Origin of the sequence: Arthrobacter sp. 179 (genome assembly GCF_052379645.1) — a bacterium.
Taxonomy (GTDB): domain Bacteria; phylum Actinomycetota; class Actinomycetes; order Actinomycetales; family Micrococcaceae; genus Arthrobacter_H.
The window spans coordinates 58583-84594 of the sequence record NZ_JBQSYU010000016.1 but is presented as its reverse complement, the minus strand read 5'-3'; the positions used below and the strand labels follow the sequence as shown (position 1 = coordinate 84594).

The following is a 26012-nucleotide window of genomic DNA, read 5'->3' as shown; positions in this document are numbered from 1 at the left end:
GATCGTTCAAGGTCAATCGTGGCTTGATGTCCGCAACGCTGGCCAGCTTGGACGGGGACGCCAAACGTGCCAATGAGATTGTGCGAGAGACCGCCCAGCTAGTCACTCCGGGGCAGAGCCCCGCCCAAGAGGCGCTCATTGCGGTAAGGCAGGCCCGTATCGCGATGATGACGCGCGACCACGAGGTCGCGTCGTTCTACTTCGCGCGGGCCTGGAAGGTTGGTGCGGACCTGATGAATCCTCAATTTCTAAGATTCCATGGGGACTACATCGATACGTTGCTAGCTTTGGGGCAGCGCGAACTGGCGACAGAACTTTTTCAGGAGCTTGAGGTTGCTGCTGGGAACACCCCGTCGAATTGGGCTGCCCTTACCCTGAGACGGTGTGAGGCAAAGCTTTTGGACGGAGAGGAATCCCTTCAAGCATTCGCTGAGCTGGTGGAGTCGTGGATTGATGGAAACTACGAGTATTTGCGAGCGAGAACATTATTTTCTTATGCCGACAAGTTACAGGAACTTGGCCACGGCAGGCGGAGCATGGAAGCCAGACGCGAAGCCTTGAGCATCTTCCATGAGATAGGGGTGAGCTCAAAGATAGAGCCCTGCCACGATGAACAACCGGCCTCAGCGGGATCGCCGCTCCTAGAGCTGCTCGACGGTAAGGAACTGCCCGTTGTCCGGCTACTCGCCAAGGGATACAAAAACCAGAGCATCGCACATGAATTATTCATTTCTGTACGCACAGTCGAGCTGCGATTGACCAACGTGTACCGCAAATGCGGAGTCAAGTCCCGTTTTGAGCTCATGAAACTCATCGCCGGCCAGCTCGACGAGGAATGACGGGTTGGGCGTTTCCGTGCTTGGTTTCTAGGGGCTGGAATAGCTGTTGATGTGTCCCTGTCCGCTATCGGCTATCTGTTCGAGATGAGTCAGCCCTTCCTGGACCGATGTAGGTGGGTTCACTAGAGGTCTAAGGGTTTAGGCCCGTGGGTTCCGGGTATTTGGCGAAATCGCTGGGGGCACTTCGGTTCAGGCTTCCACCCGGCTGAAACATGAGGTCCCGCGCGGTCGCCACTACTCCGAGTTCGGCGCGTTCGCCGGGCTCAATACTTGGTTGCCGCGATCGGAGGGGCCGAGGGGCTCTGCTATGTGGTCAAGGGGTTCGGCGCCGGGATGACGTGAGTTCCTGGGTGACTTGGCCGAGGGCATCCCACGGCAGGTCGAGTTTGTGCCAGATCCGGTGCAAAGTGAAAAGTCCGGGGTTCGTTGTCGTGCCGTTTTCGATCTTTCTTAGTGTACTCAAGGAGAGTTCCGTGCCACGAACCATTTCGTCTTGGGAAATTCCTCTTCCCAATCGGGCTGAGTGGATGTAGGCGCTGAGTTTTTCCCGAGGGATAGGGAGGCGCCACTGGCTAATTTCGGCTCGTCGCAAGCTCGTTCTCTTTCGATAGTTGTTACAATCGTAACGTTACTATCGTCGCCTTTATAAGCAGAAGGGAAATGGCGAATGCGTGGAGGAAGTAACATCCATAGGGATCTACAGGGACTTAGGCAGGGTTAAACGATGTACGACTCCGACATACGAGCGGCCCTACGGGGGCGACTCGAAACACGCTTGCATGGTCAGCCGCACCTGCTCGTCCCAGAAGTCGAAGTCCGATGGGGGACCCCGGTGAGAATCGATGAGATGCTCATCACCGATAAGGTCTCTGGATACGAGATCAAAAGCGACAAGGACAGTGTCGCCCGGCTCGAACGCCAGATCCGCGGATACAACCCCTTCGTGCAGCGGGCACACCTCGTCGTCGGAAACCGGCTACGGGCCCATGCGACATCCCTCCTGCCCTCATGGTGGGGGATCTGGTCTGCCACGCCGGGGGCAGCGGGAGTAAAGCTCAAAGAAGTTCGCAGGGCACGGCGCAACCCCGAGTTCAACCCGATCATGCTCACCACATACATGTCACGGTCGGACTTGACGGGGAAGCTCCGTGAGCTCGGTGAGGCCCGTCTCTCAACGCGGACGGTGGATGAAATGCGTTTCCTCTTGTTGGACCGGCTCGGCCCCACCAAGACCGCGCAAGCAGCCATCACGGTGATGAGGACGCGCGAAGACTGGGTAGCGAAGTCACGGAGGGCTTCGCAGGCCCTGTCTGTCGCCTAAGGTGTACCGGCCGGTGGTGCCGCTGGCGGTGCCGTGAGCTGATCCTCGACCAGGCGCAGGTGATGTTGCAGGGCAATGGTTCGCCATGCTTCAGGGCTGCCCTTCGGTTTTCCGACGGAATGGACCACATCGTCGATCGTGGAGTCGCCGAGGCTGAACGCGCGGCCCGCGAACATGTGCAAGGCGACGAGGTTGTCGCAGCACATCTTGAAGCCGGCCCCCATACCGCCTGTTGGTGCGACTTGGCGTTCGATATGCAGCTCGTCGCCGGCTGAATAGCGCAAGTGTCCATAGGTAGGACGCCCGCGGCCCGGCTGCTGGGGTGGAAACAGGGCGTAGTCGCCGAAACTGACGTCTTGGTTTTGTGCATTCAGGCGGAGCCACAGCCACCACTCCCGGCGGGTGAAGTCCCACTGCCCTGCTTGTGTGCAAGTGGTGGTGTCGGGGGTACCTGCCACGATGACGGGAGTAGCGGCCGGGACTGCACCGAGGATGGCCTGCGCATGGTGCTCCAGGGAGTCCAAGGCATGCTGTTCGGTTGAGTCACCCCAGTCGATCAGTAGTTCGACTGCGGTGGCTGGTAGGTCCAGGGTGTTGGCGCAGTTCTTGACGAACTTGGCGAGTGCTGGAATGTCGGGGCAGGGCGCCGTAACGCGGACGAGTGCCTTTCCTGCTGTTTTTGCGAGTGGCTTTGCGCTGTTGAGCACTGCGTTGTCGTCCGTGGTGCTCAGTACCGGGGCCAGATGGTGTGTGGGTACGCCGGGCAGGCTGATGAGGGCGTTGAGGGCAACCCACCAGTTTGTGCGTTCTGGACGGGTTGAGGCCACGCGGCTGAGGTCCACAAATGAGGGCTTCCACCATTGGCGGCGGAGGTTATCGATGAAAGATGCTGCATCTGCGCCGATGGATTTGTTCGTGCCTGTCGGGTCCCAGAGCGCGTTTTGGATTTCGAATACCGGCTCGACTGGGCAGCTGATTTGCTGGGTGGAGAGCGCAGCTAATTCGGCCCTTTTTGCTTTGAGGATGGGGACGTAACGCATTGTCATACTTCCGTTCTGCCGTTCTGCGGTTCTGCGGTTCTGCCGTTCTTGGCTGGACTGCTCGCTGGGTCTGGATCGCTGGTGGACGGTGTTTGGCTAACTACCGGGACTTGAAGTGGCCTCTGGATTATCTTTCTTGATGCCTCCTGTTTAACGGTTTGTGATAGCACCCTACATACGACAGACAAATGGATGACAGGGCATCTCATTTCATTTTCCGTTGAGTAAATTTCCGCAGGTAAGCTTTCAGGATTTCCACGCGATGCGCTGAACGTCTCCGGAACGTTGCCAACTCAGGGTAGTCCGCAGTAATTGCTAGCCTCGCCGTGCGAGTTGCATTGCCATATGAAACGAAAGATCGACTCGAAAAGAGCACAAATGTATGCGGAGCCCCTGCGGGTTTTGCGGCCGCAAGGAAAGACGAAGCAATGAAGAATATGCGAGCCCACAGTGAATATCTGGTAGTGCCCACTAGCGTTGTGGACGTTGCCGAACTCCTGTGAGTGGCTTCCGGACATAAGGCTGCCACTGTGTGATGAGCATCAACGGCAAAGCGCCATAAGCAGGTGGCGGACGGTCTGAAGGCGACTAGCGACAACGCCAAAGGGATCGATGAGGCCGTCCGCTGGGGGAACGCTCTGCGGGCAGGTGCCCACGAACTCGACACAGCAATTGCTCGGGCTGATCCCGTTATGTGTGAGACGCGGCCTGAGGCCACTATGTGATCAAGACTGGGCGTATCCAGCTCCCCATTGATCAAGTTGGGTCACGATCGGACCCAGGGTGCGCCCGAGCTCAGTCAGCGAATATTCAACGCGTGGGGGCACTTCAGCGAACACCTCACGGTGGATGATCCCGTCGGCTTCCAGATCGCGTAGCTGACGGGTCAGTGTCCGAGTACTCACTGGGCTCAGCCGGCGCTGCAACTGACCGAAACGAAGCGTCGATTCCAAGAGATGCTTCACAATGGTCATTTTCCATGTTCCACCGAGAACCGCGATGGCGACCTCGACCGGGCATATCTCCATGGCAGTTCGAACAGGATCGCGCATCCGAGCAACCTCCAATACTTTCCAAACTGCCACTATAAGCCAAAAATCACCCTACTTACGAAGTCGACACAAGATTGCAATCATGAACCTATGACAACTTCGCGAAAAATTCTCTGGGTCAGAGCTTTCCCCGAACCCCACTCGCTGAACGGTTCCCTCCGATCCGCGGGCATCGACAAGCTAGTTGGTATGGACCACCAGGTGGTGACCTCGCCCCTTTACGAAATGGGCTGGAATCCCGTTGTGACCGGCGACGGCATCGTTCCCCCTGGGACTCGATTCAACGCAACCACCGACTCCCGTCAGGCCTACCTCGAAGGCCGGCTGCCCCACGACGTATCGGCGGAGCAGGAGAAAATCCGGGCCGCAGATGCGATCGTCGTTCAATTCCCTCTGTGGTGGTACGGACTGCCCGCGATACTCAAGGGCTGGATCGATCGCGTGTTCATCAGCGGCTTCGCCTTCGGCAAGAACCCCGACACCGGGAAACGGCTTAGGTTCGAACAGGGACCTTTCCGCGGCAAACGCGTGCTCGTCGTCATGACCCTCGGCGACAGGGAACGCGCCATCGGTCCGCGAGGGAAGAGCGGCGAACTCCACGAGCTGCTCTTCGGGCTCCTCCACGGGACCTTCGCCTATACGGGAATGGATGTCATTGATCCGGTAGCTTTCCCCAGTGCTGACTTCACCGACTCCCAAAGCTACTACCTCGCGGAAAAAAGACTCGGGCGCCGTCTGAGCCATCTCTTTGATGCTGAGCCAATTCCGTATCGGCCTCAGTTTCAAGGCGACTACACGGCGGAATGGGACCTCGAGCCTGATGTCCGGCCAAATGAAACGGGCCTGTCAGTCCACGTCATGACCACCGAAGAACTAGGCCGCTGACCAGGAACGCCACCAAGAGGTGATCTACTGCGCCGGATGCGTTCTCGGGCGTCACGCATCGCTCCATCCGAATCTCGAACGGCCGCCTACGAGGGGGCGTCGAGCACCAGAGACTACATCTCCGGGCATTTCATAAGGCGATTCTTCACCGGGCGGGATCATTCTCGAAGCGGTCTATCTGGCACTGGTCGAGTAAATGGGCGAGGAAGCTGTACGCGGCAAGGCGCTCCATTGCTTGCTGCTCAGTGAGCTCGTCTCTAGTGTGGGTAGTAACGTTTCGGACAGTCAGATTCAGGCCAGTAGCCAGGGCGTTTAAAGCTTTGGCGAGAGGTTCAAGACCGCCGCGCATGCTCTTGGCGGTTTTGTCGTCGACGGGACCGGGCCAAGTAAGCTTGGGACGGCCATCGGCTGCCTCACCCGCTGACAGGGTCTGTTGCCAGAACACGGTGTCATCCACGTCGTTGCGGTCAAGCTTCTGCTTCCAATGGACCGTCAGCCCTTCAGCTGCTTCGCGGACGGCGACGCGGAACTGGTGCGCCGTCCAGTGCGCAGCTGCACCCGACCAGATCACAGGGTGCAGCTGCGCGGGGGAAAAGCTTGGCAGGCTAGAGTCCGCGATGCTCTGCGCGTCGATGAGCATGGCTTCCAACCGGCCTTTGACGTTTGCAGCTGTCATTCGAATGTCGCGCGGTGCAAGCGGAGCCTTGGGTGATGACATGAACGACCAGTTGGAAATCGGGTCGATAACACCCAGCCCTGCGACGGAAATGTACGCCCCAGTAACGGCGACGCCGCGTGCTGCCAGCCCGGCGGCCTCTGCCACATCGAGTTCGAGGCGGCGCACCAGCGCAGAGTCAACTCCGTTCTTAACCCAGACGGTTGGAAGAAGCCCGCGGGAAGACAGATGATCAGATTCTTGTTGCGTTTCCATCCATGCATTGAAAACCGCCTCGAAGCGTTGAACAGCATCGAGTAGGCGCCGCAGATAGTCCTCACCATAGTCGCTCAAATCATTCCCCCACATTCAGATCCCACGTCACTGTCTCAGGCTTCAGCTTATTCCGGATCCCGTTACCCAACAGCGCTGCCCGTATGCCGGTCCTCCACCGGACATCGACCGGGCTGACCAGCACACATGAGAAGCGGCGGCCATCATCATCCCTTTTACCCTGTCCGGTGATTCGTCCGATGAACGGGCCACTTGCGGACTTGAGCCCGGAGGATTTCTGCCGTGGAAGCTGGAATCAGCTTCCGTAGAGATGGCACACAAGGGCGTGGACTCTCTTGTTGAGATACCGGGCTAGCGTCGGAATTTTGCTTATTCACAAGGCGCGCCCCTTCATGGAGGTCTATCAGGAGCGGAGCGGCCCTTGCGGGCCTCCGGCCAGCCGTTCGTACGCCTCGGTCCAGTGCTCATCGGGAAGGAGCTGCCACTGGGTGTTTAGGTTGCTTTGCGGGACTGTACGTGTGAGGTCTTCGAACTCTGTGAGGGGACCGCATGTGTGAGATAGGGCGGCGAGGAGTTGGTGGCGTGTGGTCGTGTAGCTCAACGGTTCGTAGGCCCATCCGTCCCGTCGCAGCACGTCGGTGACGTCGGAGATCGGGTGGGTTGTGTCGTGCGCCGGCCACCGGGGCACGAGTTCTGATCTCCATGTAACTGACCACCAGAAGATGTTGCCGAGGTGGGCCTCCGCGGGCAATGGTGCTCGAGTTGCCCGTTTGGAGTGTCCCTTTCATGGGGGTGGGGACCAGACCAGGGGTTCTCCCGGGGCCATCCCGTATTCGTGTTGGAGGAATCCCAACGCTTTGGTGAAGTCGCTCTCGTGTTCGGTGCGTGCGGTGGGCCGCTGTGTCTTGAATATGGCGTATTGGCTGGATGTGGGGTCCATTCCGAGTGGTGGTGGTGCCAAGGAGATGTCGCCGCCGGTGAAGGCTTCCCAGAAGTGTCGGATCAGGTCGGGGCCTGGATTGGTTCTGGTGGCCTGGTGCAAGGCCCTTTGGAGGTCGGCCGGGTCGTGGGCGACGACGCGGCGGATCCTGTAGTTGATGGGTGGTGGAGAGTCGAGGAGTCGGTTGAATTGGTGTTCGAGGCAGGCTATCTGTTCGGCCCATTTAGTTGCTGCGAGGTGTTGTACGTGTGTTCGGGCTTGGTGTTGGAGTTGGCGGGGTAGGCCGAGTTCGAGGGCGAGGTGGCTCCAACGGGATGCTCTTCCGAGGTGGAGGAGGAGCATTGACTGGGTTGCGCGTTCCCCGGGGTCGTCAGTGGGGGTTTTGGTGTTGAATCCGGGCCAGAGGACTTGGGGGATCCATTCGGCGGGGGGCGATATGGGTTTTGTCTGGTGCTCGGGGAGGAGTAATTGTTCAGCGTTTTGCGTCGGATGGGACGAGTTGGTTGACCAGTCGGCGGGGTGCGCCGGCCAGCTTCTGCCGGTTCGGAATGCGAGTTGCTTGTTCGCGGAAAGGTGGCCGTGCTGTCTTAGGCCGACTGCAGTCAGGATGGGGCCGAGCGCGGATGCTTGTGCGGTTCTGGGTGGGCCTAGGAGGCCGGTCTTTGATGGATCGTCTAGGAGCCGTTTGAGGTTGGGGCCCGTTCCGGGGGTGGAAGAGAGTTCGGTGTAAGCGTTCCAGGCTTCAAGGAGGGTGGCTACTTGTCCGCCGAGTCCGGGGGGTTGTGTGGCGGTGTAGCTGATGAGCTTTTTGAAGGCGTGGGCTTTCTGGTGGGCGGTGACGAACTCCCAGGGACCGAAGGGGTGGAGGGCATCCGGGGTCGCGGCTTGGTCTCGGAGTGCTTGGTGGAGGGTTTGTTGGGCTTCGATGAGTTCGGGTGGGGCCGGCCGTGTGGAGGCTTCGCGGAGGTCTTGATTGCACCATTCTCGAACGGAGCTGCGCCCTGTAGTGGACGGTGTTGTGGGGGTGCGTTCGGTGCAGCGGTGGGGGAGCGCGGTGCGGCTGAGCCAACTGGACGGGGTCCATTGGCTGGAATCGCAGGCGGGGCAGGAGATGTTGAGCAGGATTTGGTGTGTGGGGCAGGTGAGGGCCCATTCGGTTTGCCAGTCTGTACTCCAAGCGCCTGTTTCAGCGAGGCAACGAGGACAGTATTGTGAAGGTGCGTCGGATATGTAGGGTTTGGCGACGGACCGGTTGTCCTGGAACTGGTAGCCGGTGGGTATCCTTCCCAAAGCTGCCGTAATCTTGGCTAAGTGTTCCGGCACGTGCGCCAGGAGACGGGCGGAAGTCTGCTCGTTGGGGATACCGAGGGCAGTAAGGAATTGGCGTGGCGTGAGCCCATACCGGTGACTGGCGCGGGCGGCCCAACTGTGGATGGGTTCCTTGGGCATCGGCGGGACGTGGATGGGCCAACGGGTGCGGTGCTCAACAGGTATGAGTTCGTCGAGGCGCCGCCTACGTGGGAGTGCTGATTCATCTCCTTGAGGAAGCGGTTTCGGCAGCATTGTCGATGACCACCTTCTTGACTATGTCGTAGGTGATCGTTTCGGTGCCGGTTGTGATGGCTGCCGCGCAGGCCCTGTCCATCAGGTTCGTTACGGAGGCGATGTGGCCTTGGGTGCGTTCGAAGAGGTAGTCCCCGAGGCCGGTCAGGGTTCCCTCGGTATTGTTGGCTAGCTTCAAGTGGGATTCGAAAGATGAGAGTAGGCGTTGCCATGCCCGATTCCCGGATTCCGTGGAAAGAGTGAACGGGGCTACCGGGCAGGAAGTGGTTCGGCGGGAAGTCTGCGACAGTGACGGGTCCCCGCCGAGTCCTTCGTCGAAGAATTTCTTGCGGGAGAGGCCGACTCCCACGTGGATGAACGTGGCAGCAGATTCATTGGCCAACCATTTGAGGTGGTTGCTGACTTCCACGCCGGTGCGGTGGTTGAAGTTGATGAAGTGCAGGTCGTCCAGGACGATAAGGCGCGTTTCAGTGCTGTGGATGCAGTCCATTGCCAGGGTGCCGAGTTCTGCCTTTGATGTTCGGGTGGCGGCCGGGTGGTCATAGAAGCGAAGGATTTTCTGGTTCAGCTGTTTCAGGGTCATCCCAGCGGAGAGCGGGATGAACGCTACGGGTAGCCGGGGGTTTCCATCGGCGGTTGTGTGTCCGTACCGTCGGCGTTGTTGTTGGTCGAAGTGGCGGGCGTAGCTGCTGGCGATGGTGGTTTTCCCCAAGCCGGGGAGGGCATCGAGTGCGACGGCTCCGCGGACGCTACTGCCGTCCCGGTGGGATGAGGCCATAACTTGATCGATGAGGTCGTGGGCGTTCTTCAGCTGCGGGGTTTTGACTGTGGCGGGGTTCGAGTTCCAGACGTTTCTGGCCTGGTTGTAGTCTTCTAGCGTTTCGGGGTCGAGTCCGCGCATTTCGTCCATGGTCAGGGTCCGGAAGTCCGGCCGGATCCCGGTGTTAACGAAGTCGATCCACCCGGCCTTGGTGCCCAGGTTGAAGTGCTTTGTTCCGTGTTGCCTGAGCCAGTCGGCGTAGGGGTTGCTCATTCGTCGAAGACCTCGAATCCTTCGTTTTCGGGCCCGGTGTCGTTTTCGAAGACGTCCAGGTCGTCGCGGGTGCCGGTGGCGTTCTTGGTTTTGGCGCGGGTGAGCATGTCGATGATTCCTGGGGTGGATGCAAGATCACGTGGATCGGTGTCCCCGTCGCTGCTCTCGTCTGGGTGCGCTCGTGTTGCGCTGACCCTTTTGGCGATGTTTCTGGCGCGTCGGTCGGTGACCTTGTTCTCGTGCCAGTCCTCCAACAGCGCAATAACGGCGGATTGCGGGTCGTGGAACCTGTTTTCGCTGATGCTGAGGCGCCTCGTGTAGTCGGCTGCTTCGGCGCTGAAGGGGGTATCCAGGAAGTGTGCGTGTTCCCATTCGAGCTTATGCCACGTCCCGTCTGCGGGGTCCTTAAAGTGGACCCACCTGACGTCGTCCCTGTCGACGTAGATTGGCCATTTTCCGGGAAACTTTCCGGTGTACGCAGATTTTTGGCCACGGTACGGCGAAATGCCTGCCCCGTCGTACCGTCTACCGTTGACTTCGACCCCATAGTGATGAATCTGTCGCCACTCCACTGCAAGGAATTCCATGACCACGTCGTCGTTCGCGGGAAGGCGAAGGACACCTGATTGGCTAATGCCGCGTTCGAACATCTGGTTTGGGGTGAGCATGATGTCGGGCATGTGGGGGTCCCGCAAACTATCGTGGGGGGTTTCGTGGTAAATGCCCACCCATTCGCGGATTATCTGCTCGAGCTCGGAAACGAAGAAGAAGGCCGACTTCTCCACGTCCTTGCCCCGCGAGAAGACATCCGGTCCCTTGTAGGCGGGCAGGTGTTCGAGGAGCGATTGCCGGAGGGTGCGGAAAAACCTCTCGATCATGGCCTTGTCCGTGGGTTGGATCGGGCGAGCAGGTTGCACATTGATTCCCAGCCGGTCGCAGACAGCGAGCACGTGACGTGAGAGGTATGCCTTGCCATGGTCCACGATGATGCTGTCCGGAAGGAGCTCGTGACTGGCCTTGCTCCCTTCCTCCGCGCTAACCTGCTCCGGTATCCCGATATAGGGCCCTGTGGGCGCATTTTTGGCTGGACCCCACTTCTGCGGTGTGACGGTCTGGTGAAGAACGGAGGCGACGTCGACCGATTGGGCGGCGACGGGCCGCAGCGTGACCCCAGTTACCGCCCTGGAATGAACATCCATTGCCACGGTGAGTTCCACGTTGACCCAGCGGCAGGAAACGGGTTCCATCGCAAAGACGTCCAGGCTGTTGGTGTCCATGACGATGAACTGCCCGGGCCGGTCAGCTTGCAGCCGCCCGTAGGGACCGTCCGGGCGGCCGGCGACTGACCGGCGCTGTTTCGCGGCACCAAACGTGTACCGGCCCTTGTCGAGCTGCTTCACCCGGATATACGCGACGGACCTGGACGGCGGCTTCTGGTCGGGAAAGCTTGCAGCGAAGGCACGATTCGTTTTTGAGATGACTGTTCCGATGGTGGGGTTCGATGCATCCCGGTACGAGGCCAGGACCTCTTGGCAGATCGCTTCCCATCCCGGGTCCAACAGGTCCCGGGATTCCCGTGCGAGCCTCGTGTCGACTAGCCCGGCCAGGCCTCGGTCCTTGTACTGCTTCTTCAGTCGATAGATGGTGCTGACGCCGACACCCAGGGTTTGTGCCGCGATCTCGTGGCGTTCTTTGGTCCGCTTGTCGCCGATTCCTGCCTTGAACAGGCCGTCGAGGACTTCGGCCCGCTTGGCTATGGTTTCGAGCTGCGACTTGGAGAGAGAGTCCAACAAGGCACGGTCTGTGGTCTTGAATCCGTCTCGTTCGGACGCCTTATCGCGGGGGAGTGGATCGATGTTGCTTGCTCGCCCCACGAGGGAATTGATGGTGGTCCGGCGCATCGTCGCACCAGATGACAGCAGGACGGTGTCTGCCTGGAATTCGGTGACTTTCCACCGCTGGCCATCCAACCAAACGAAGTTCCCTACGTTCAGGTCCAATACCTCATCCATGGGACGTCCCTGCTTCCAGAAGGACTGTCCGGCTAGACAGGGGAACGTTCATATCGACGTGCCACCTGCCGGACCAGAGCATGGCCATCACTGCCATCCGCAGCATCTTCGGATCCGCCAGTTCGGTAGCTGCCTGTTCGAGCTGGTCCAACGTCATTCCAGGCAGCCCGAGAGGTTCCAATTCGTCCAATAGCGCCGGGTACAGGAAGCGGGCCCGCCGTCCGACGGCGATGAAGCGCAGGTTGCGCATGAAGGCCGGTTCCCCGCCGGACCAGACCTCGTAGGTCCACCCTTTCGCGTGGCATAAGCGCCCGGTCCATGCGAACTGCTCCTGCACCTTCTGGTTGGCAAGCTTGTCCGCGGGCTTCACGTCAACAAGGGTGAAATTGCCGTCGCGGTGGCTGAAGAGCATGTCGGGGATGTGCCGGCGCAGGTGGGCGCCGTCTTTTCCCTGCAATTGGAGTGGTTGCGTTGCGACGGCTGTGATGTTCGGGTCGAAATCAGCCGCCCAAAGGCGGTCGCGTTCAAGGAGGCTTTCGTAAACGACTGTTCTTTGTGTCTTGGCCAGCCAGAACAAGCCGGGGAAATTTCGTTGGCCCTTATGCGAGGGCGGTAGACGGATGGGATCGCCGCTGATCACTTCATGAGCATCGACCAGCGCGAGTTTCGTCACTTCGAGATCTTCGGAGCCTGTGCGGCGGAACCGGACCTCGGTAGCGAGTTCCTCCATTTATGAAGTATGTCACATCTTTCTTGTTTAGTCCGGATTAATTCTCAAAAAATTCTCATGACAATAGGAAATTCTCATTTTGAGCAGGATCCTACAGCACTCCCGGTTCCGGGTCTTCGCCCCGGGAATAACCCATCCCCAAATAGAGTTGAGTCAGGTAGACTCAAGTTTGAAACGAGGATGGACCTCCCAGGAAAGGATCCACATGGACGCCAAATTCACCACCAAGAGCCAGGAAGCCCTCTCGGCTGCCGGCATGAACGCCTCCACCGCGGGCAACGCGCAGGTCGAACCGGCGCATCTGCTCAAGGCGCTGATGGACGACCGCGGATCGTTGGCCGTCGAATTGCTGAAGAAGGCCGCGGTCGACCCGGACCAGGTCTCCGTCGCCGCCAGCGGGGCGATTCGTGACCTGCCGGCTTCCTCGGGCAGCACCGTCGCCCAGGCCCAGTACTCACGGTCGTTCCTGCAGGTCATCAACGCCGCAACGAAGGCCGCCTCCGATTTGGGCTTCGGCCGGGTATCGGCGGAGCACCTGCTGCTGGGGTTGGCGGCCGACGCCGGGAGGACGGGGGAGATCCTGCGATCCGCAGGGGCCTCCGAACAGGCACTGAAGGCCGCGGTCGAGGGGCTGCGCGGGGATCATCCGCGCGATACCGAAGACCCCGAAAGCACCTTCGAGGCCCTGGAGAAGTTCGGTACCGACCTGACGGCCATCGCCCGTTCGGGCAAACTCGACCCGGTGATCGGACGTGATGCCGAGATCCGCCGGCTCGTCCAGGTGCTCTCCCGCCGGACGAAGAACAACCCGGTGCTCATCGGTGATCCGGGCGTCGGCAAAACCGCAGTGGTCGAAGGGCTGGCCCAGCGGATGATCGCCGGCGACGTCCCCGAATCATTGCGCGGCAAGACGCTGATTGCCCTGGACCTCGGATCGATGGTTGCGGGCGCCAAATACCGGGGCGAATTCGAGGAACGCCTCAAGGCGGTCCTGGAGGAGATCCGGGATTCGGACGGACAGATCGTCACGTTCATCGACGAAATCCACACCGTGGTCGGTGCCGGGGCCTCCGAGGGCGCCATGGATGCCGGCAACATGCTCAAGCCGATGCTGGCCCGCGGCGAACTGCGGCTGATCGGGGCCACCACCCTGGACGAATACCGGCAGAACATCGAGAAGGACCCTGCCCTGGAACGCCGTTTTGCGCAGGTCTATGTCGGCGAACCCAGCGTTGACGACACGATCGGCATCCTGCGCGGTCTCAAGGAACGCTACGAGGCACACCATAAGGTAGAGATCGCCGACTCGGCGGTGGTGGCCGCGGCCACCCTGTCCAACCGTTACATCTCCGGTCGCCAGCTGCCGGACAAGGCCATCGATCTGGTTGACGAGGCCGCCTCCCGGCTCCGCATGGAAATCGATTCGGCTCCCGAGGAGATCGACGAGCTGCGCCGCGTGGTGGACCGGATGACGATGGAGGAGTTGGCCCTCAAGGGCGAAAACGACCCCGCCTCGCGGGAACGCCTCGAGGCACTGCGTGCGGATATGGCCGACCGGCGCGAACGGCTCGATGCCCTGAACGCCCGGTGGGACGCCGAAAAGGCAGGCCTGAACCGTGTCGGCGATCTGAAGGTCCAGCTCGACGAGCTGCGCTCACGGGCCGAGCGGATGCAACGGGAGGGGGACCTGGAGAAGGCATCGCGCCTGCTCTACGGTGAGATCCCCGAATTGCAGCGGCAGCTCGACGCCGCCCAGGCCGAAGAGGCCGAAGGCGCCCACGAGGAGACGATGGTCTCCGATGAAGTCACCGCCGATGACATCGCCGAAGTGATCTCGGCCTGGACCGGGATCCCCGCCGGACGCATGCTCCAAGGCGAAAGCCAGAAATTGCTGGACATGGAGTCCCTGCTCGGGCAGCGGCTGATCGGCCAGTCCAATGCCGTCACCGCGGTCTCCGACGCCGTGCGACGCTCCCGGGCAGGGATCGCCGACCCCGACCGGCCCACGGGCTCGTTCCTGTTCCTCGGACCCACCGGCGTGGGCAAGACGGAACTGGCCAAGGCGCTCGCGGACTTCTTGTTCGACGACGAACACGCCATGGTACGCATCGACATGTCCGAGTACTCCGAGAAGCATGCGGTATCCCGGCTCGTCGGCGCCCCTCCGGGGTATGTCGGTTATGAGGAAGGCGGACAACTCACCGAAGCGGTTCGCCGTCGGCCGTATTCGGTGATCCTGCTGGACGAGGTGGAGAAGGCCCATCCCGAGGTCTTCGACATCCTCCTGCAGGTCCTCGACGACGGGCGCCTGACCGATGGGCAGGGCCGTACGGTGGACTTCCGCAACACCATCCTGGTGCTCACGTCCAACCTGGGTTCACAATTCCTGGTCGATCCCGCGCTGGACGCCACAGCCAAGAAGGAAGCGGTCATGAACATCGTGAACACCTCGTTCAAACCCGAGTTCCTGAACCGCCTGGATGACGTCATCCTCTTTGATCCGCTCTCCCTGGACCAGCTGGGCCGGATCGTGGAGATCCAGGTGGCCACCCTGGCCCGTCGACTCTCCGAACGGCGGCTGAGCCTGCAGGTCAGCGACGAAGCCCGGGAATGGCTGGCCAGGACCGGATACGACCCCGCGTACGGGGCGCGACCCCTGCGTCGGCTGGTCCAGCGCGAAATCGGGGATCGTCTGGCCAAGGCGGTGCTCTCCGGGGCAATCGTCGACGGGGACACCGTGGACGTCCAGCTCGATGCCGAGGCGGAGGCACTGACGGTCAACCGGTCCACTGCCGCGCCGACAGGCACCGCCAGCTAGGTGGAGGTCGTTTCGGAGGCCGGGAGGAGCGAGACCGTCGTCGTTCCCTCCTCCAGCGCGAGGAAGCAGGCGACACTGCGATCCCCGGCCTCCCAGGTTCCCGAGGAGGGGCGGCTGAAGGCATAGTTCCAGTTGCCTTCCAGCGCAGCCTCGGGATCGAGCTCGATCGCCCGGCAGGCCTCTTCCGCCTTCGTGGTCACCCGTGGATCCCCGGGAAAGGGGACGTCTTCGAGGGTCTCGAGGCCAATGAGCTGGGCCGCATGCGGCGTCGAGCAGGTGACGATCGTCGCCGGCTCGAGCGGGGAACTGAACTCCGCCAGGCAGTCGCCGACCTCGAATTGCGAGGCAGGGGCCTTCTCCGCGATGATCCCGTCGATCCCCGGGGAGCTGTTGCGCGCCACGCTGTCCGTGGGTTCGGGGTCCGGTTGCCTGGACTGGACCAACCGGGTGACGCCGAAGACCAGGATCAGGATGATGCCGATGGAACCGATCACCAACCAGACGGGGGCGATCCCGAACCGGTGGGAGACTTGGGTCCGTGCCGACCGCGCTGGTTGGTAACCCGGCGGTTGCTGATCGGGGGGCTGCTCCACGGACGCTCCCTTCAGGACGAGTGCGGCGATGAGAGTATTACCACCTACTCTAACGGGCGCCCGGGAGTCGTCGGGACGGCACCCGACTGGGAAACATGTTAACCTTGGAATACGAAAGAAACAGCCACATTCTCCGGGGCCTTCCTCCTCACGTGAGGGACCACCTCCGGATCTAGCGATAAAGGGGGTCACGCCATGGGGCGCGGCCGTCAGAAGGCAAAAGCGACACGACAGGCCAGGGATATCAAGTACTATTCCCCGGCCACTGATTTGTCTGCCCTGCAACGCGAGCTCGGACAAGGCCGCGGTCATGGGACAGGCTCCTCTGCGCATGCCGACGATTCCTACGACGCGGACTACGCGGAGTATGCGGACAGGTATTCCAGCGATGACGACGAGGGCGAATCCCGTCGGATCGGCTGACCACGGCATCCCCTCGATGCGGTGGCAATGAGTTCCACCCGATACGGTGCACCGACGCCGGACGACACAACCGTGTCGCCTGTGTACTTCTTCATGCCCGGAAGCCAGGATGATGCCCATGGACCTGCCGATCGCCAACGCGCACCGGGCGGCGATCCGTTCCATCGAGCGGGTCGTCGCCGAGTCGGCACCACCCCAGGCCCCTGACGTCGCCCGGCGTGGCATCACCACGATGCTTGAGGGTGGATCCGTCCTGGCCCTGACCGGTGCCGGGATCTCGACCGACTCGGGGATCCCCGACTATCGCGGCCCGAACGGTTCCCTGCGCTCCCATCGGCCAATGACCTTCCAGGAGTTCAAACACGATTCCGGGGCCCGCCAACGCTATTGGGCCCGCAGTTTCGTGGGATGGCGCAGGATGTCCGGATCGGAGCCCAACGAGGGGCACCGGTTGGTGGCCTCACTTCAGCAAGCGGGATTCCTCAACGGCGTCGTGACCCAGAACGTTGATGGCCTGCACCGTCTCGCAGGATCCACCGAGGTGTTGCCTTTGCACGGGGACCTCGATGAGGTGAAGTGCCTGAACTGCGGCTTCGTGGAAAACCGTGTCGATCTCGACCGGAGGCTGGTGGAGGCCAATCCGGGATACCTCGATCGGATCGTCGTGGACCCCGATTCGGTGAACCCCGACGGCGACATCACTCTCAGTGCAGACCAGATCGCCGACTTCACCATGGTCGGGTGCCTGTCCTGCGGCAGCATGGAACTCAAACCCGACGTCGTCTACTTCGGGGAGAACGTCCCGGTGGAGCGCAAGGAGACGCTGAAGCACCTGGAGAAGGGCTCCCGGGGGCTGCTGGTCATCGGGTCGAGTCTGGCGGTCATGAGCGGCTATAAGTTGGTGCTCAACGCCGTGGCCGCCGGGCGGCCGGTGGGCATCATCAACGGCGGGCCCAGCCGCGGCGATGCAAAGGCCGACTGGAGATGGCGCACCCGGGTCACCCCTGCCCTGCATGAACTGACCCGGGCCCTGGGCCTCGAAGACCCCAGCTAGAGCCCTGGCGCATCCCGGATCGGCGGGTTGGTCCGCTGGCCTGGAGCTCCATGACGACCGCCGCGCCCCCTGAGCGGGAACGCGGCGGTCGGCAGGGGAAACCGGATCAGCCGGCGTAGGCCCCGCGCATCAACACGGCTCCGCCGTCGACGCCCTTGGCACCCTGGACGAAGTCCGTACCGGCGCTCGACGCTTCCTCCGTGACGGTCCCGACCGTCCCGGCGACCCAGGAGGGGACACCGCGGTCGTTCAGCCGGGCCACGGCAGCATCTGCCGATGCGCCGTCGACGATCGCGATCATGCCCACCCCCAGGTTCAGCGTGCGCTCCAGGTCGGACTGGGGGACACCCCCCAGCTCACTGATGACGGTGAACACCGCCGGCAGCGACCAGGTCGAACGGTCCACCGAGGCCATGAGTCCCTGTGGCAGCACGCGGGCCAGGTTCGCCGCCAGGCCACCACCGGTGACGTGGCTGAATCCGTGCAGGGCCATGGTGCTGCCGGTATTGAGGTGGCCCATCAGGTCCAGGCAGTCCGCCGTGTAGATGCGGGTCGGGACCAGCAGTTCCTCACCCAGCGTCCCACCGAATTCCGGGACCTCGCGTTCCAGCGACCAGCCGGCATGGTTGATGACGCTGCGGACCAGCGAGTAGCCGTTGGAATGGATGCCCGAAGAGGCCATGGCGATGACCACGTCACCGTCGCGTACCCGTTCCGGGCCCAGTAGGGCATCGGCTTCGACGGCGCCGGTTGCGGCCCCGGCGATATCGTAGTCATGCTCCCCGAGCAGCCCCGGGTGCTCGGCGGTTTCCCCGCCGACCAGCGCGGTATCGGCCAGCGAGCAGCCCTCGGCGATGCCCCTGACGATATCGGCGATACGCTCGGGGACCACCTTGCCGCAGGCGATGTAGTCGGTCATGAACAGCGGCTTGGCCCCGACCACGACGATGTCATCGACGACCATGCCCACCAGGTCCTGGCCGATGGTGTGGTGGATGTCCATGGCCTGGGCGATCGCGACCTTGGTCCCGACACCGTCCGTGGAGGTGGCCAGCAGGGGCTTGTCGTAGGAGCGCAGGGCACTGGCATCGAAGAGACCGGCGAAACCGCCCACTCCGCCGATGACCGAATCATTATGGGTGGCCTTGATGGCGTCCTTCATGAGTTCGACGGCACGGTCGCCGGCCTCGACGTCGACACCGGCGGTTGCGTAGGTGATGCCTGCGGATCCGGGCTGGGAGGAAGTCATTCTGGGGGCGTCCTTTACTGGGAGCTCGGGGTCTTGTCGGCGGGGGAGAGGGTGTCCTCGAACTCTGCGTCCGGTCCGGGATCGCAACCGCGGCTGCCGGCATCGGGACGCTCAAGCAGGTTCTTGCCCAAACGGTCCTGGTCGGGCAGCTTGATCGGGTATTCCCCGGAGAAGCAGGCGGTGCACAGACGCTCGCGCGGCTGCCGGGTGGAGGCGATCATCCCGTCCTGGGAGATGTAGGCCAGGGAATCGGCGCCGACGGAGGTGGTGATCTCCTCGATGGTGGCCCCGTTGGCGATCAATTCGGCCCGGGAGGCGAAATCGATGCCGTAGAAGCAGGGCCATTTGATGGGAGGCGAGGAGATCCTGACATGGATCTCCGCGGCCCCGGCCTCGCGCAGCATCCGCACGACCGCCCGCTGGGTGTTGCCGCGGACGATGGAATCGTCGATGACGATGACGCGCTTGCCCCGGATGACCGGTTCGAGGGCATTGAGCTTGAGCTTGATGCCCAGCTGGCGCAGCGTCTGCGAGGGCTGGATGAAGGTCCGGCCCACGTAGGCGTTCTTCACGAAGCCATGGGCGAAGGGGATCCCCGACTCCTCGGCATAGCCGATGGCGGCCGGGGTGCCCGATTCCGGGACGGGGATGACGATATCGGCGTCGGTGGCGCTCTCGCGCGCCAGCTGGCGTCCCATGTCCACCCGGGATTCGTAGACCGACCGGCCGCTGATCGCGGCGTCGGGGCGGGCCAGATAGACGTATTCGAAGACGCAGCCGGCTGGGGTGGCGGGAGCGAACCGCTGGGAGCGGATGCCCTCGTCGTCGATGGCGATGAATTCGCCGGGTTCGATCTCCCGGATGAAGCTGGCGCCCACGGTGGCCAGGCCTGCTTGTTCGGAGGCGATCACCCAGCCCCGGGAGAGTCGACCCAGGACCAGTGGACGGACCCCGTGGGGGTCGCGGGCGGCATACAGGGTGCCTTCGGTCATGAAGACGAGGCTGAAGGCCCCCTGGAGCTTGGGCAGCAGGTCCAGGGCGGTCTGCTCGAAGGTCGTTCCTTCTTCGCCGCGCAGCAGGGCGGTGACCAGGGCCGTGTCGGTGGTGTTGCCCTGGGCGAGTTCGCCGCGGAACTTGGAGCCCTGCTCGGCCACGACCAGTTCCATCAGCTCGGCCGAGTTGATGAGGTTGCCGTTGTGGCCCAGGGCGACCGTGCCGTCGGCGGTGGCGCCCAGGGTGGGCTGGGCATTGGCCCAATGATTGGAACCCGTGGTCGAATAGCGGCAGTGCCCGATGGCGATGTGCCCGCTCATGGAGTTCAGGGTGTTCTCGTCGAAGACCTGGGACACCAGCCCCATGTCCTTGTAGACGTTGATCCGCTGGCCATCCGAGGTCGCGATGCCCGCGGACTCCTGACCGCGGTGTTGGAGGGCATAGAGGCCGTAGTAGGCGAGCTTCGCCACGTCCTCGCCCGGGGCCCAGACACCGAAGACCCCGCATTCGTCCTGCGGGCCCTTCTCGTCGGCCAAAAGATCATGTGAAAGCATTCCGTCACCACGCACCATGGTCATCATTCTTGCACGTTGTGGGTGCCCGGAAGGTCCCGAAGCTGCTACTTTGACGCGTTCCCGTCATCCATGGGTACCGCACGGGCCCGGGTGGAGCGCCGACGCAGGACCGCATCGACGGCCAGGAAGGCGATGGAACCGAGCAGGACCCCCGCCAAGGCGAAGACCACGGCGAAGAAACCGAATACCGATCCGCGGGTGAACTCGGCTCCCGGATCCCCGGCCAGGGCGGTGAACATGGCCGCCAGGACGCCGATGAAGGCCCCGACGCCGACGAAGGGCCAGAACTTCGGTGAACTGGACACCGAGACCTCGACGGACTCGGAAGCGGAGCCGCGGTCGCGGTCGGGGGGAACGGGCGCGGAACGGGGTGAATCCATACCCTAAAGGATACCGAAGAGCGGAAGATGTTCGGACAGGTCCGCCCGCAACCCCGAGGCCGAGAGCGAACCGGAGGCCACCGCTTCGGACCAGTCCAGTTCACCGGTGGCCAGCGGCAGCCAGACGGCGGCCTCGAGTTCGATCACGTTCGGCGGGGTGCCGCGGGTATGGCGCGGGCCGGCCACGCATTGGGCGACCCCGAAGGGCGGGACCCTGACCTCCACCGAATTGCCCTCGGCCCGTTCTGAAAGCTCTTCGAGGGCGTAGCGCACCGCCATCGCCACCGTGGGCCGGGGCAGGTCGGCGCGGGCGTCCGCGTCGGTCCGCCGCCAGGTGGACAGCGCCGCGAGCCCCTGCTCGGCGGGGATCCGTCGTCGTACGGCCATGTCCTAGTCCAACAGATCCAGGACCGGCTTGGCGACACGGATCCGCCCCACCGGTCGGCCACCACCCAGGACGGGTTTGTTGATCTTTTCCAGGACGGCGGTCATCGCATCGATCTCGACGGCGTCGACGGAGGCCAGCAGGGTCAGACCGACCAGCGTGGCGGCCCGCGCATTCCCATCACGGATCTTCAGGGCGCAGGAGACACCATCGGAGGTGCCCAGGATCAGCACCCCTTCGGCACCGAGCTTGGCGATGACGCCCAGATCCTCCATGACCACCGTGTTCTCCTCCCCGTGCCCGTGCACGGCCCAGGGGTAGTCGAGCATGGCGGTGGCGATCGTGGTGGCGCGGGCGTCGGAGGATTTGTTGCCGGGGGAGCGGGAAAGCCGTCCGGTGGCGGAGGCCAGGCCCCGCAACGAAATGGCGGGCACCGGGGCCCCGCATCCGTCGACGGCCAGATGGGTGATCTTCTCCCCGGCGTAGTCCTCCACGACCTCGACCACCCGGCGTTGCAGGGGATGATCCGGATCCAGATACGTGGCGGTGTCCCACCCGTTCTCGGTGCAGGCCCAGAGGAAGGCGGCATGCTTGCCCGAACAATTGAAGGCCAGGCGGGACGGGGAACCGCCCGAACGGATCGCCTCCATCCGGGTGGCTTCATGCCGGGGCCAGGCCGCGGGGCATTGCAGATCGTCGTCCGTCAGCCCCGCCTTGGACAGCATCGAGGCCGCCAATTCCTGGTGCTCGGTGCTGCCGACGTGGCTGGCGCAGGCCAAGGCGACCTCCGCGCCGCGCAAGGGGACCCCGGATTGCATGGAGGCCAGTGCCTGGAAGGGTTTGAGCGAGGAACGGGGGTACATCGGGGCGTCGATATCGCCCAGCGCGTGCAGGACCGCCCCGTCGGCCCCCAGGACGACGGCAGTACCGGCATGGCGCGACTCGACGAGGCCGCTGCGGTCGATGACAGCCAGGTCGGCGAAGTCGGAGTGGGTCTGTGGCATGCCCCCAGTGTATTCGCCGCCCCGCCGATCCGGCTCAGGCATCCGCGGACGCGCGGCCCAGGACGGCGACCAGGAAATTCGTGTCCCCGGGGTGGGGGCGCAGATCCCAGCTGGAGAACAGCCCGTCCACCGTGAAGCCGGCGGCCCGGGCGTCGGCCAGGAAGTCCTCCGGGGCGTAGCCCCGATCGGTGCCGAACCCGATGACGGCCCGGCCTCCGGGGGCCAGGACCGAGTGGAATCCCTGCAACACCTCCGGGGCGGTGCCCGGCGCCAGGAAGGCCATGACGTTGCCGGCGCAGACCACCAGGTCGAATACCGCCCCTTCCGCGGACAGCCCGGAGTCAGAGAGATCGCCGACCCTCCAGCCCTGCTCCGGGAACGCGGTCTTCGCCGCCGCAAGCAGCACGGGGTCGGCGTCCATGCCCAGGACCTGGTGGCCACGTCGGCCCAGTTCCCCGCCCACGCGTCCCGGGCCGCATCCGGCGTCCAGGATCCTGCTCCTCCGCGGGAGCATGGCATCGATCAGACGGGCTTCACCGTCGAGGTCGGCGCCTTCGGCCCGCAGGGACTCGAAGCGTTCGATATAGGACCGTGAATGTCCCGGGTTTTCCTTGCACTGGGCTTCCCACAGGGTTTCTTTACGCACGGGGACCAGCCTACTCACGCCGGGGGCCATCCGCCCCGGTAGGCTAGGGGATCGTGAAGGTACTCGTCATTGGCCCGGGCGGCCGCGAACACGCCATTATCCGTTCCCTCCTCGACGATCCATTCGTCACCGAGGTCCATGCAGCACCGGGCAACGCGGGCATCGCCGGCGACGTGCCGGTCCATGCCATCAATGCCCAGGATCCGGAGGCCGTCCTTGCGTTGGCGCGGACGCTGGAAGCATCCCTGGTGGTCATCGGGCCGGAAGCCCCGCTGGCCGCAGGGGTCGCCGATGCCCTGACCGACGCGGGCATCCCGATCTTCGGCCCCTCGAAGGCCGCAGCCCAGCTCGAGGCATCCAAGGCCTTCGCCAAGGAGATCATGGCCGTCGCCGGCGTCCCCACCGCCATGGCCCGGGTCGCCACCGATGCCGCCACCGCGGCCGACGCCCTCGATGCCTTCGGGGCACCCTATGTCGTCAAGGACGATGGGCTCGCCGCGGGCAAGGGGGTCGTGGTCACCGGGGACCGCGACGAGGCCCTGGCCCATGCCACCGAATGCTTCGCCGCCGGCGGCAGCGTCGTCATCGAGGAATTCCTGGACGGGCCCGAGGTCTCCCTCTTCGTCCTGTCCGACGGCCGGCATGCCGTTCCGCTGGCACCGGCCCAGGACTTCAAACGCATCTTCGACGACGACCAGGGCCCGAACACCGGGGGCATGGGCGCCTACAGCCCGTTGGAATGGCTCCCCGAGGGGTTCGTTGACGACGTCATCGAACGGGTGGCGGCACCGACCATCAAGGCGATGGCCGACCGCGGGACCCCGTTCACCGGGGTCCTGTATTGCGGGCTGGCGCTGACCCGCCGTGGCATCCGGGTCATCGAGTTCAACGCGCGGTTCGGCGATCCCGAGACGCAAGCGGTCCTCGCCCGGCTCAAGACCCCGTTGGGCTCGCTGCTGCTGGCGGCGGCCCAGGGCACCCTGGACGACGTCGAACCGCTCACCTGGCGTCCGGAGACGGCCGTGGGTGTCGTCGTGGCCTCGGCCCGCTACCCGGAGGCACCGGTGACCGGGGACGCCATCACCGGGCTCGACGAGGCGGCAGCCCTCGAGGGGGTCAGCGTCCTGCACGCGGGAACGGCGCTGGACGATGCCGGGACCACCGTTTCCGCCGGGGGCCGGGTCCTGGCGGTGGTCGGACTGGGGCGTTCCCTGGCAGCGGCCAGGGAACGCGCCTATGCGGGAATCGCACGGATCGGCCTCGCGGGCAGCCAGCATCGCACCGACATCGGCCTGCGTGCGGAACAAGGAAAAATCATCGTCGAACCGGAAGGCCACTGATGACCGACTTCACCACCGAGACCCTGGAACTACCGGGATGGGACCACCTGTATTCGGGGAAGGTCCGCGATCTGTACACCCCCGCGGGGATCGACGCCGAGCAGTCGGATCGCGTCCTGGTGGTCGCCAGCGACCGCATCAGCGCCTATGACTTCGTCCTGGACACCCCCATCCCCGATAAGGGCAAGGTCCTCACCCAGCTGTCCCTGTGGTGGTTCGACCAGCTCGACGGATTCGCCAACCACGTCATCTCCACCGAAGTGCCCGACGCCGTCGCCGGACGGGCCATGGTCTGTCGGAAACTGCAGATGTACCCGGTCGAATGCATCGCCCGCGGATACCTGACCGGGTCGGGGTTGGCCGAATACACGGCTCACCAAACCGTGTGCTCACTTCCCCTGCCGGAGGGACTGGTGGACGGCTCGGCACTGGAACCGGCGATCTTCACCCCCTCGGCGAAGGCCGAGGTCGGCGAGCACGACGAGAACATCACCTTCGACGCCGTCGTGGAACGGGTCGGGGCCGAGGTGGCCGGGCAACTGCGCGACCTGACCCTGGGCATCTATACCCGGGCGGAGGAGATCGCCCGTGGGCGCGGCATCATCCTGGCCGACACCAAGGTCGAATTCGGACTGGACCCGGCCACCGGGACCATCACCCTGGGCGACGAGGTGCTGACCCCCGATTCCTCGCGCTTCTGGGATGCCCGCACCTACGCCCCGGGGCGGGCCCAGCCATCCTTCGACAAGCAGTTCGTCCGCGATTGGCTCGTCTCCGATGACTCCGGGTGGGACCGTGCCGGCACGACCCCGCCACCGCCGCTCCCGCAGCAGGTCGTCGAGCGGACCCGGGCCCGCTACATCGAGGCGTACGAACGCCTGACCGGGAAGACCTTCACGGCCTGAGCGGGCGGGCCCCGCCGGCCACGGAGGGTCCCTAACGCCGTGAAGCGCGGATCTCCGTGGCCAGCTCGATCGCCAACGAGGCGCGGTCCGGGGAACCGGCCAACGCAAAGGCCTGCTGGGCCCGGGCGAGATGGTCGATGGCCTCGGTGCCGTTGCCCATCCCGACCATGCAGCGGGCCGTGAGCAGGTCGATTTCGCCCTGGAGGTGCTGGGAGAGGATCTCGCGGTCCTTCTCCACGGGGGCCAGTTCCTCGAGCGCCTGCTCGGGCTGGCCGTTCAGGTGCAGCCAGCGGGCCCGGATCAGGCGCAGTTCCAGGGCCTCGGCCGGGTTGCCCCCGATGACGCTGATCGCCAGTTCGGCCTTTTCGATGCACTCCAGGGTTTCGGGTTCGACCACCCCGGCGGTCAGCCGCATCGACGCCGAGGCCTTGTTGAAGCGGGCCCACTGTTCGATGTCGCTGGCCGGCAGCAGGCGTTGGGCGGCCAGTTGATGGTTGCTCAGCCCCGAGACGATGTCCTGGCGCTTGAAGGCCACGTTGCCGATGGCCCAGTAGGCGTTGCCGGCGGTCTGGCTGGGGGCGCCCTCGGCCACCGCATCCGCCAAGGCCTCGCAGCTGGTCCAGGCGGCGTCGAGCTGTCCGGATTCGGCCAGCGAGGCGATGAGGGAGAACAAGGCGCCGATGTAGATCAGCGAATCACCGGGCAGGTTCTTGCCCAGTTCCACGGCGGTGATCGCATGTTCGACGGCGATATGCAGCTTGCCCAATCCCAGATAGGCATTGGCCACCAGCGTTTCGGCCCGGACCTTCAGCGCCAGGGACTCGTCCGTCAGCGGGTGGTTCAGGACCTCCTCGGCCGTGGTGCGGTATTCATCGTGACGGCCCTGGTCACGCAAAGACTCGGCGCGCAGGAACATCATGTTCCACCACGCACTTGAATTCTTCAGCCGCAGCGCCACCGAGGCCGCTTCGGCAGCGGTTTCCCCGGCATCGGAATATTCGCGGGCGGTGAAGGACTGGCGGGCACGGTGCTCCAGGAGGACGAACTCGGCTTCATCGGCCGAAACCGGGGTGTTCCACGAATCCATGAGTTCGCGGTCCAGGTTCAACCGGGAGGAGAGCTCGGTGATGATATCCGAGGTCGGCTCGCGGCTTCCGGTCTCCAGCAGGGAGATGTAGCTCGTGGAGTATTTCCCGTGTCCGAGCTGGGCCTGGGTCAATTTCATCTGCTGGCGAGCATGGCGGAGCTTTTCGCCGAATTTGATTCCCATGGAAACCCCTTAG

Annotated in this window: 24 protein-coding genes and 1 pseudogene; 9 read left to right on the top strand and 16 right to left on the bottom strand. The window is 63.5% G+C overall.

The features are described 5' to 3' along the window. On the top strand, positions 1–839 hold an 839-nt coding region (locus ACT3UE_RS10975; protein WP_444566690.1), incomplete at its 5' end, for a helix-turn-helix transcriptional regulator. Between the two features lie 313 nt (positions 840–1152). On the opposite strand, the gene ACT3UE_RS10970 is transcribed toward ACT3UE_RS10975, so the two are convergent. Then, a complete protein-coding gene (locus tag ACT3UE_RS10970) occupies positions 1153–1431 on the bottom strand; it encodes a helix-turn-helix domain-containing protein (RefSeq protein WP_444566689.1) in 279 nt (92 codons plus the stop codon). A gap of 132 nt (positions 1432–1563) precedes the next feature. Between ACT3UE_RS10970 and ACT3UE_RS10965 the strand changes: the two genes are divergently transcribed. Next, positions 1564–2160, top strand: coding sequence for a sce7726 family protein (locus ACT3UE_RS10965; protein WP_444566688.1), 597 nt, complete (start codon positions 1564–1566; stop codon positions 2158–2160). Here ACT3UE_RS10965 and ACT3UE_RS10960 read toward each other — a convergent pair. Together ACT3UE_RS10960 and ACT3UE_RS10955 are read right to left on the bottom strand one after the other, a co-directional pair. Further along, the gene (locus tag ACT3UE_RS10960; RefSeq protein ID WP_444566687.1) at positions 2157–3206 is read right to left on the bottom strand and encodes a beta family protein; all 1050 of its coding nucleotides are present in this window, start codon (positions 3204–3206) and stop codon (positions 2157–2159) included. The two genes, ACT3UE_RS10965 and ACT3UE_RS10960, sit on opposite strands and share 4 nt — an antisense overlap. A gap of 719 nt (positions 3207–3925) precedes the next feature. Then, positions 3926–4252 carry a winged helix-turn-helix transcriptional regulator gene (locus ACT3UE_RS10955; protein WP_444566686.1) on the bottom strand — a complete coding sequence of 109 codons (327 nt, stop codon included), beginning with the start codon at positions 4250–4252 and terminating at the stop codon, positions 3926–3928. Between the two features lie 90 nt (positions 4253–4342). Here ACT3UE_RS10955 and ACT3UE_RS10950 point away from each other — a divergent pair, with 90 nt between their 5' ends. Then, entirely contained in the window at positions 4343–5137 is a 795-nt protein-coding gene (locus ACT3UE_RS10950; protein WP_444566685.1) for an NAD(P)H-dependent oxidoreductase, read from the top strand. Between the two features lie 145 nt (positions 5138–5282). Here ACT3UE_RS10950 and ACT3UE_RS10945 read toward each other — a convergent pair whose 3' ends face one another. Further along, a complete protein-coding gene (locus tag ACT3UE_RS10945; protein WP_444566684.1) occupies positions 5283–6146 on the bottom strand; it encodes a TIGR02391 family protein in 864 nt (287 codons plus the stop codon). Positions 6147–6921: 775 nt separating this feature from the next. On the opposite strand from ACT3UE_RS10945, the gene ACT3UE_RS10940 reads away from it, so the two are divergent. Then, positions 6922–7308, top strand: a complete 387-nt coding sequence (locus tag ACT3UE_RS10940; protein WP_444566691.1) for a hypothetical protein — start codon at positions 6922–6924, stop codon at positions 7306–7308. A gap of 846 nt (positions 7309–8154) precedes the next feature. Here ACT3UE_RS10940 and ACT3UE_RS10935 read toward each other — a convergent pair. The 4 genes and pseudogenes from ACT3UE_RS10935 to ACT3UE_RS10920 form a co-directional block, all read right to left on the bottom strand. Then, positions 8155–8589, bottom strand: a pseudogene (locus tag ACT3UE_RS10935) (TniQ family protein); the annotation flags it as partial. Beyond that, the gene (locus ACT3UE_RS10930) at positions 8558–9622 is read right to left on the bottom strand and encodes an ATP-binding protein (RefSeq protein ID WP_444566683.1); all 1065 of its coding nucleotides are present in this window, start codon (positions 9620–9622) and stop codon (positions 8558–8560) included. The pseudogene ACT3UE_RS10935 and the gene ACT3UE_RS10930, both read right to left, overlap by 32 nt. After that, positions 9619–11634, bottom strand: coding sequence for a transposase (locus tag ACT3UE_RS10925; protein WP_444566682.1), 2016 nt, complete (start codon positions 11632–11634; stop codon positions 9619–9621). Before ACT3UE_RS10925 ends, ACT3UE_RS10930 begins: the two co-directional genes overlap by 4 nt. After that, positions 11627–12364, bottom strand: a complete 738-nt coding sequence (locus ACT3UE_RS10920; RefSeq protein ID WP_444566681.1) for a TnsA-like heteromeric transposase endonuclease subunit — start codon at positions 12362–12364, stop codon at positions 11627–11629. Before ACT3UE_RS10920 ends, ACT3UE_RS10925 begins: the two co-directional genes overlap by 8 nt. A gap of 205 nt (positions 12365–12569) precedes the next feature. Between ACT3UE_RS10920 and clpB the strand changes: the two genes are divergently transcribed. Then, a complete protein-coding gene (clpB, locus tag ACT3UE_RS10915) occupies positions 12570–15182 on the top strand; it encodes an ATP-dependent chaperone ClpB (protein ID WP_444553413.1) in 2613 nt (870 codons plus the stop codon). Here clpB and ACT3UE_RS10910 read toward each other — a convergent pair. Continuing rightward, on the bottom strand, positions 15179–15775 hold the full coding sequence (locus ACT3UE_RS10910) for a septum formation family protein (RefSeq protein WP_444553412.1): 597 nt from the start codon (positions 15773–15775) through the stop codon (positions 15179–15181). The two genes, clpB and ACT3UE_RS10910, sit on opposite strands and share 4 nt — an antisense overlap. Positions 15776–15970: 195 nt before the next feature. Between ACT3UE_RS10910 and ACT3UE_RS10905 the strand changes: the two genes are divergently transcribed. Then, entirely contained in the window at positions 15971–16198 is a 228-nt protein-coding gene (locus ACT3UE_RS10905; protein ID WP_444553411.1) for a DUF3073 domain-containing protein, read from the top strand. 109 nt (positions 16199–16307) lie between these two features. Next, a complete protein-coding gene (locus tag ACT3UE_RS10900) occupies positions 16308–17252 on the top strand; it encodes a Sir2 family NAD-dependent protein deacetylase (RefSeq protein WP_444553410.1) in 945 nt (314 codons plus the stop codon). 106 nt (positions 17253–17358) lie between these two features. Here ACT3UE_RS10900 and purM read toward each other — a convergent pair whose 3' ends face one another. From purM to ACT3UE_RS10870, 6 genes are read right to left on the bottom strand one after another with little or no spacing between them, the layout of a single operon-like run. Beyond that, positions 17359–18501 carry a phosphoribosylformylglycinamidine cyclo-ligase gene (gene purM, locus ACT3UE_RS10895; RefSeq protein WP_444553409.1) on the bottom strand — a complete coding sequence of 381 codons (1143 nt, stop codon included), beginning with the start codon at positions 18499–18501 and terminating at the stop codon, positions 17359–17361. 14 nt (positions 18502–18515) lie between these two features. After that, complete coding sequence (gene purF / locus ACT3UE_RS10890) at positions 18516–20066, bottom strand: amidophosphoribosyltransferase (RefSeq protein WP_444553408.1); 1551 nt, start codon at positions 20064–20066, stop codon at positions 18516–18518. A gap of 47 nt (positions 20067–20113) precedes the next feature. Next, positions 20114–20449 (bottom strand): hypothetical protein, encoded by a 336-nt coding sequence (locus tag ACT3UE_RS10885; RefSeq protein ID WP_444553407.1) that lies wholly within the window; start codon positions 20447–20449, stop codon positions 20114–20116. Between the two features lie 3 nt (positions 20450–20452). After that, a complete protein-coding gene (locus ACT3UE_RS10880) occupies positions 20453–20836 on the bottom strand; it encodes a sterol carrier family protein (protein WP_444553406.1) in 384 nt (127 codons plus the stop codon). 3 nt (positions 20837–20839) lie between these two features. Continuing rightward, complete coding sequence (locus ACT3UE_RS10875) at positions 20840–21838, bottom strand: asparaginase (protein ID WP_444566680.1); 999 nt, start codon at positions 21836–21838, stop codon at positions 20840–20842. Positions 21839–21872: 34 nt separating this feature from the next. Further along, positions 21873–22484: a class I SAM-dependent methyltransferase gene (locus tag ACT3UE_RS10870; protein WP_444566679.1), complete on the bottom strand. Its 612-nt coding sequence runs from the start codon at positions 22482–22484 to the stop codon at positions 21873–21875. A 53-nt stretch (positions 22485–22537) separates the two neighbouring features. On the opposite strand from ACT3UE_RS10870, the gene purD reads away from it, so the two are divergent. Both purD and ACT3UE_RS10860 read left to right on the top strand, forming a co-directional pair. After that, positions 22538–23824, top strand: coding sequence for a phosphoribosylamine--glycine ligase (gene purD / locus ACT3UE_RS10865; protein ID WP_444566678.1), 1287 nt, complete (start codon positions 22538–22540; stop codon positions 23822–23824). Then, on the top strand, positions 23824–24729 hold the full coding sequence (locus ACT3UE_RS10860) for a phosphoribosylaminoimidazolesuccinocarboxamide synthase (RefSeq protein WP_444553402.1): 906 nt from the start codon (positions 23824–23826) through the stop codon (positions 24727–24729). The genes purD and ACT3UE_RS10860 overlap by 1 nt, the downstream gene beginning before the upstream one ends. A 31-nt stretch (positions 24730–24760) precedes the next feature. Here the strand turns inward: ACT3UE_RS10860 and ACT3UE_RS10855 are convergent, their stop codons facing one another. Next, complete coding sequence (locus ACT3UE_RS10855) at positions 24761–25999, bottom strand: helix-turn-helix domain-containing protein (protein ID WP_444553401.1); 1239 nt, start codon at positions 25997–25999, stop codon at positions 24761–24763. Between the last annotated feature and the right edge of the window lie 13 nt (positions 26000–26012).

Bases quoted from the DNA above. Each gene is read 5' to 3' on its own strand.
- ACT3UE_RS10955 (WP_444566686.1), bottom strand. From the start codon at position 4,252: ATGCGCGATCCTGTTCGAACTGCCATGGAGATATGCCCGGTCGAGGTC.
- ACT3UE_RS10960 (WP_444566687.1), bottom strand. From the start codon at position 3,206: ATGACAATGCGTTACGTCCCCATCCTCAAAGCAAAAAGGGCCGAATTA.
- ACT3UE_RS10885 (WP_444553407.1), bottom strand. From the start codon at position 20,449: ATGGATTCACCCCGTTCCGCGCCCGTTCCCCCCGACCGCGACCGCGGC.
- ACT3UE_RS10855 (WP_444553401.1), bottom strand. From the start codon at position 25,999: ATGGGAATCAAATTCGGCGAAAAGCTCCGCCATGCTCGCCAGCAGATG.
- ACT3UE_RS10950 (WP_444566685.1), top strand. From the start codon at position 4,343: ATGACAACTTCGCGAAAAATTCTCTGGGTCAGAGCTTTCCCCGAACCC.
- purF (WP_444553408.1), bottom strand. From the start codon at position 20,066: ATGGTGCGTGGTGACGGAATGCTTTCACATGATCTTTTGGCCGACGAG.
- ACT3UE_RS10925 (WP_444566682.1), bottom strand. From the start codon at position 11,634: ATGGATGAGGTATTGGACCTGAACGTAGGGAACTTCGTTTGGTTGGAT.
- clpB (WP_444553413.1), top strand. From the start codon at position 12,570: ATGGACGCCAAATTCACCACCAAGAGCCAGGAAGCCCTCTCGGCTGCC.
- ACT3UE_RS10930 (WP_444566683.1), bottom strand. From the start codon at position 9,622: ATGAGCAACCCCTACGCCGACTGGCTCAGGCAACACGGAACAAAGCAC.
- ACT3UE_RS10880 (WP_444553406.1), bottom strand. From the start codon at position 20,836: ATGGCCGTACGACGACGGATCCCCGCCGAGCAGGGGCTCGCGGCGCTG.
- ACT3UE_RS10900 (WP_444553410.1), top strand. From the start codon at position 16,308: ATGATGCCCATGGACCTGCCGATCGCCAACGCGCACCGGGCGGCGATC.
- ACT3UE_RS10860 (WP_444553402.1), top strand. From the start codon at position 23,824: ATGACCGACTTCACCACCGAGACCCTGGAACTACCGGGATGGGACCAC.
- ACT3UE_RS10965 (WP_444566688.1), top strand. From the start codon at position 1,564: ATGTACGACTCCGACATACGAGCGGCCCTACGGGGGCGACTCGAAACA.
- ACT3UE_RS10905 (WP_444553411.1), top strand. From the start codon at position 15,971: ATGGGGCGCGGCCGTCAGAAGGCAAAAGCGACACGACAGGCCAGGGAT.
- purM (WP_444553409.1), bottom strand. From the start codon at position 18,501: ATGACTTCCTCCCAGCCCGGATCCGCAGGCATCACCTACGCAACCGCC.
- ACT3UE_RS10920 (WP_444566681.1), bottom strand. From the start codon at position 12,364: ATGGAGGAACTCGCTACCGAGGTCCGGTTCCGCCGCACAGGCTCCGAA.
- ACT3UE_RS10875 (WP_444566680.1), bottom strand. From the start codon at position 21,838: ATGCCACAGACCCACTCCGACTTCGCCGACCTGGCTGTCATCGACCGC.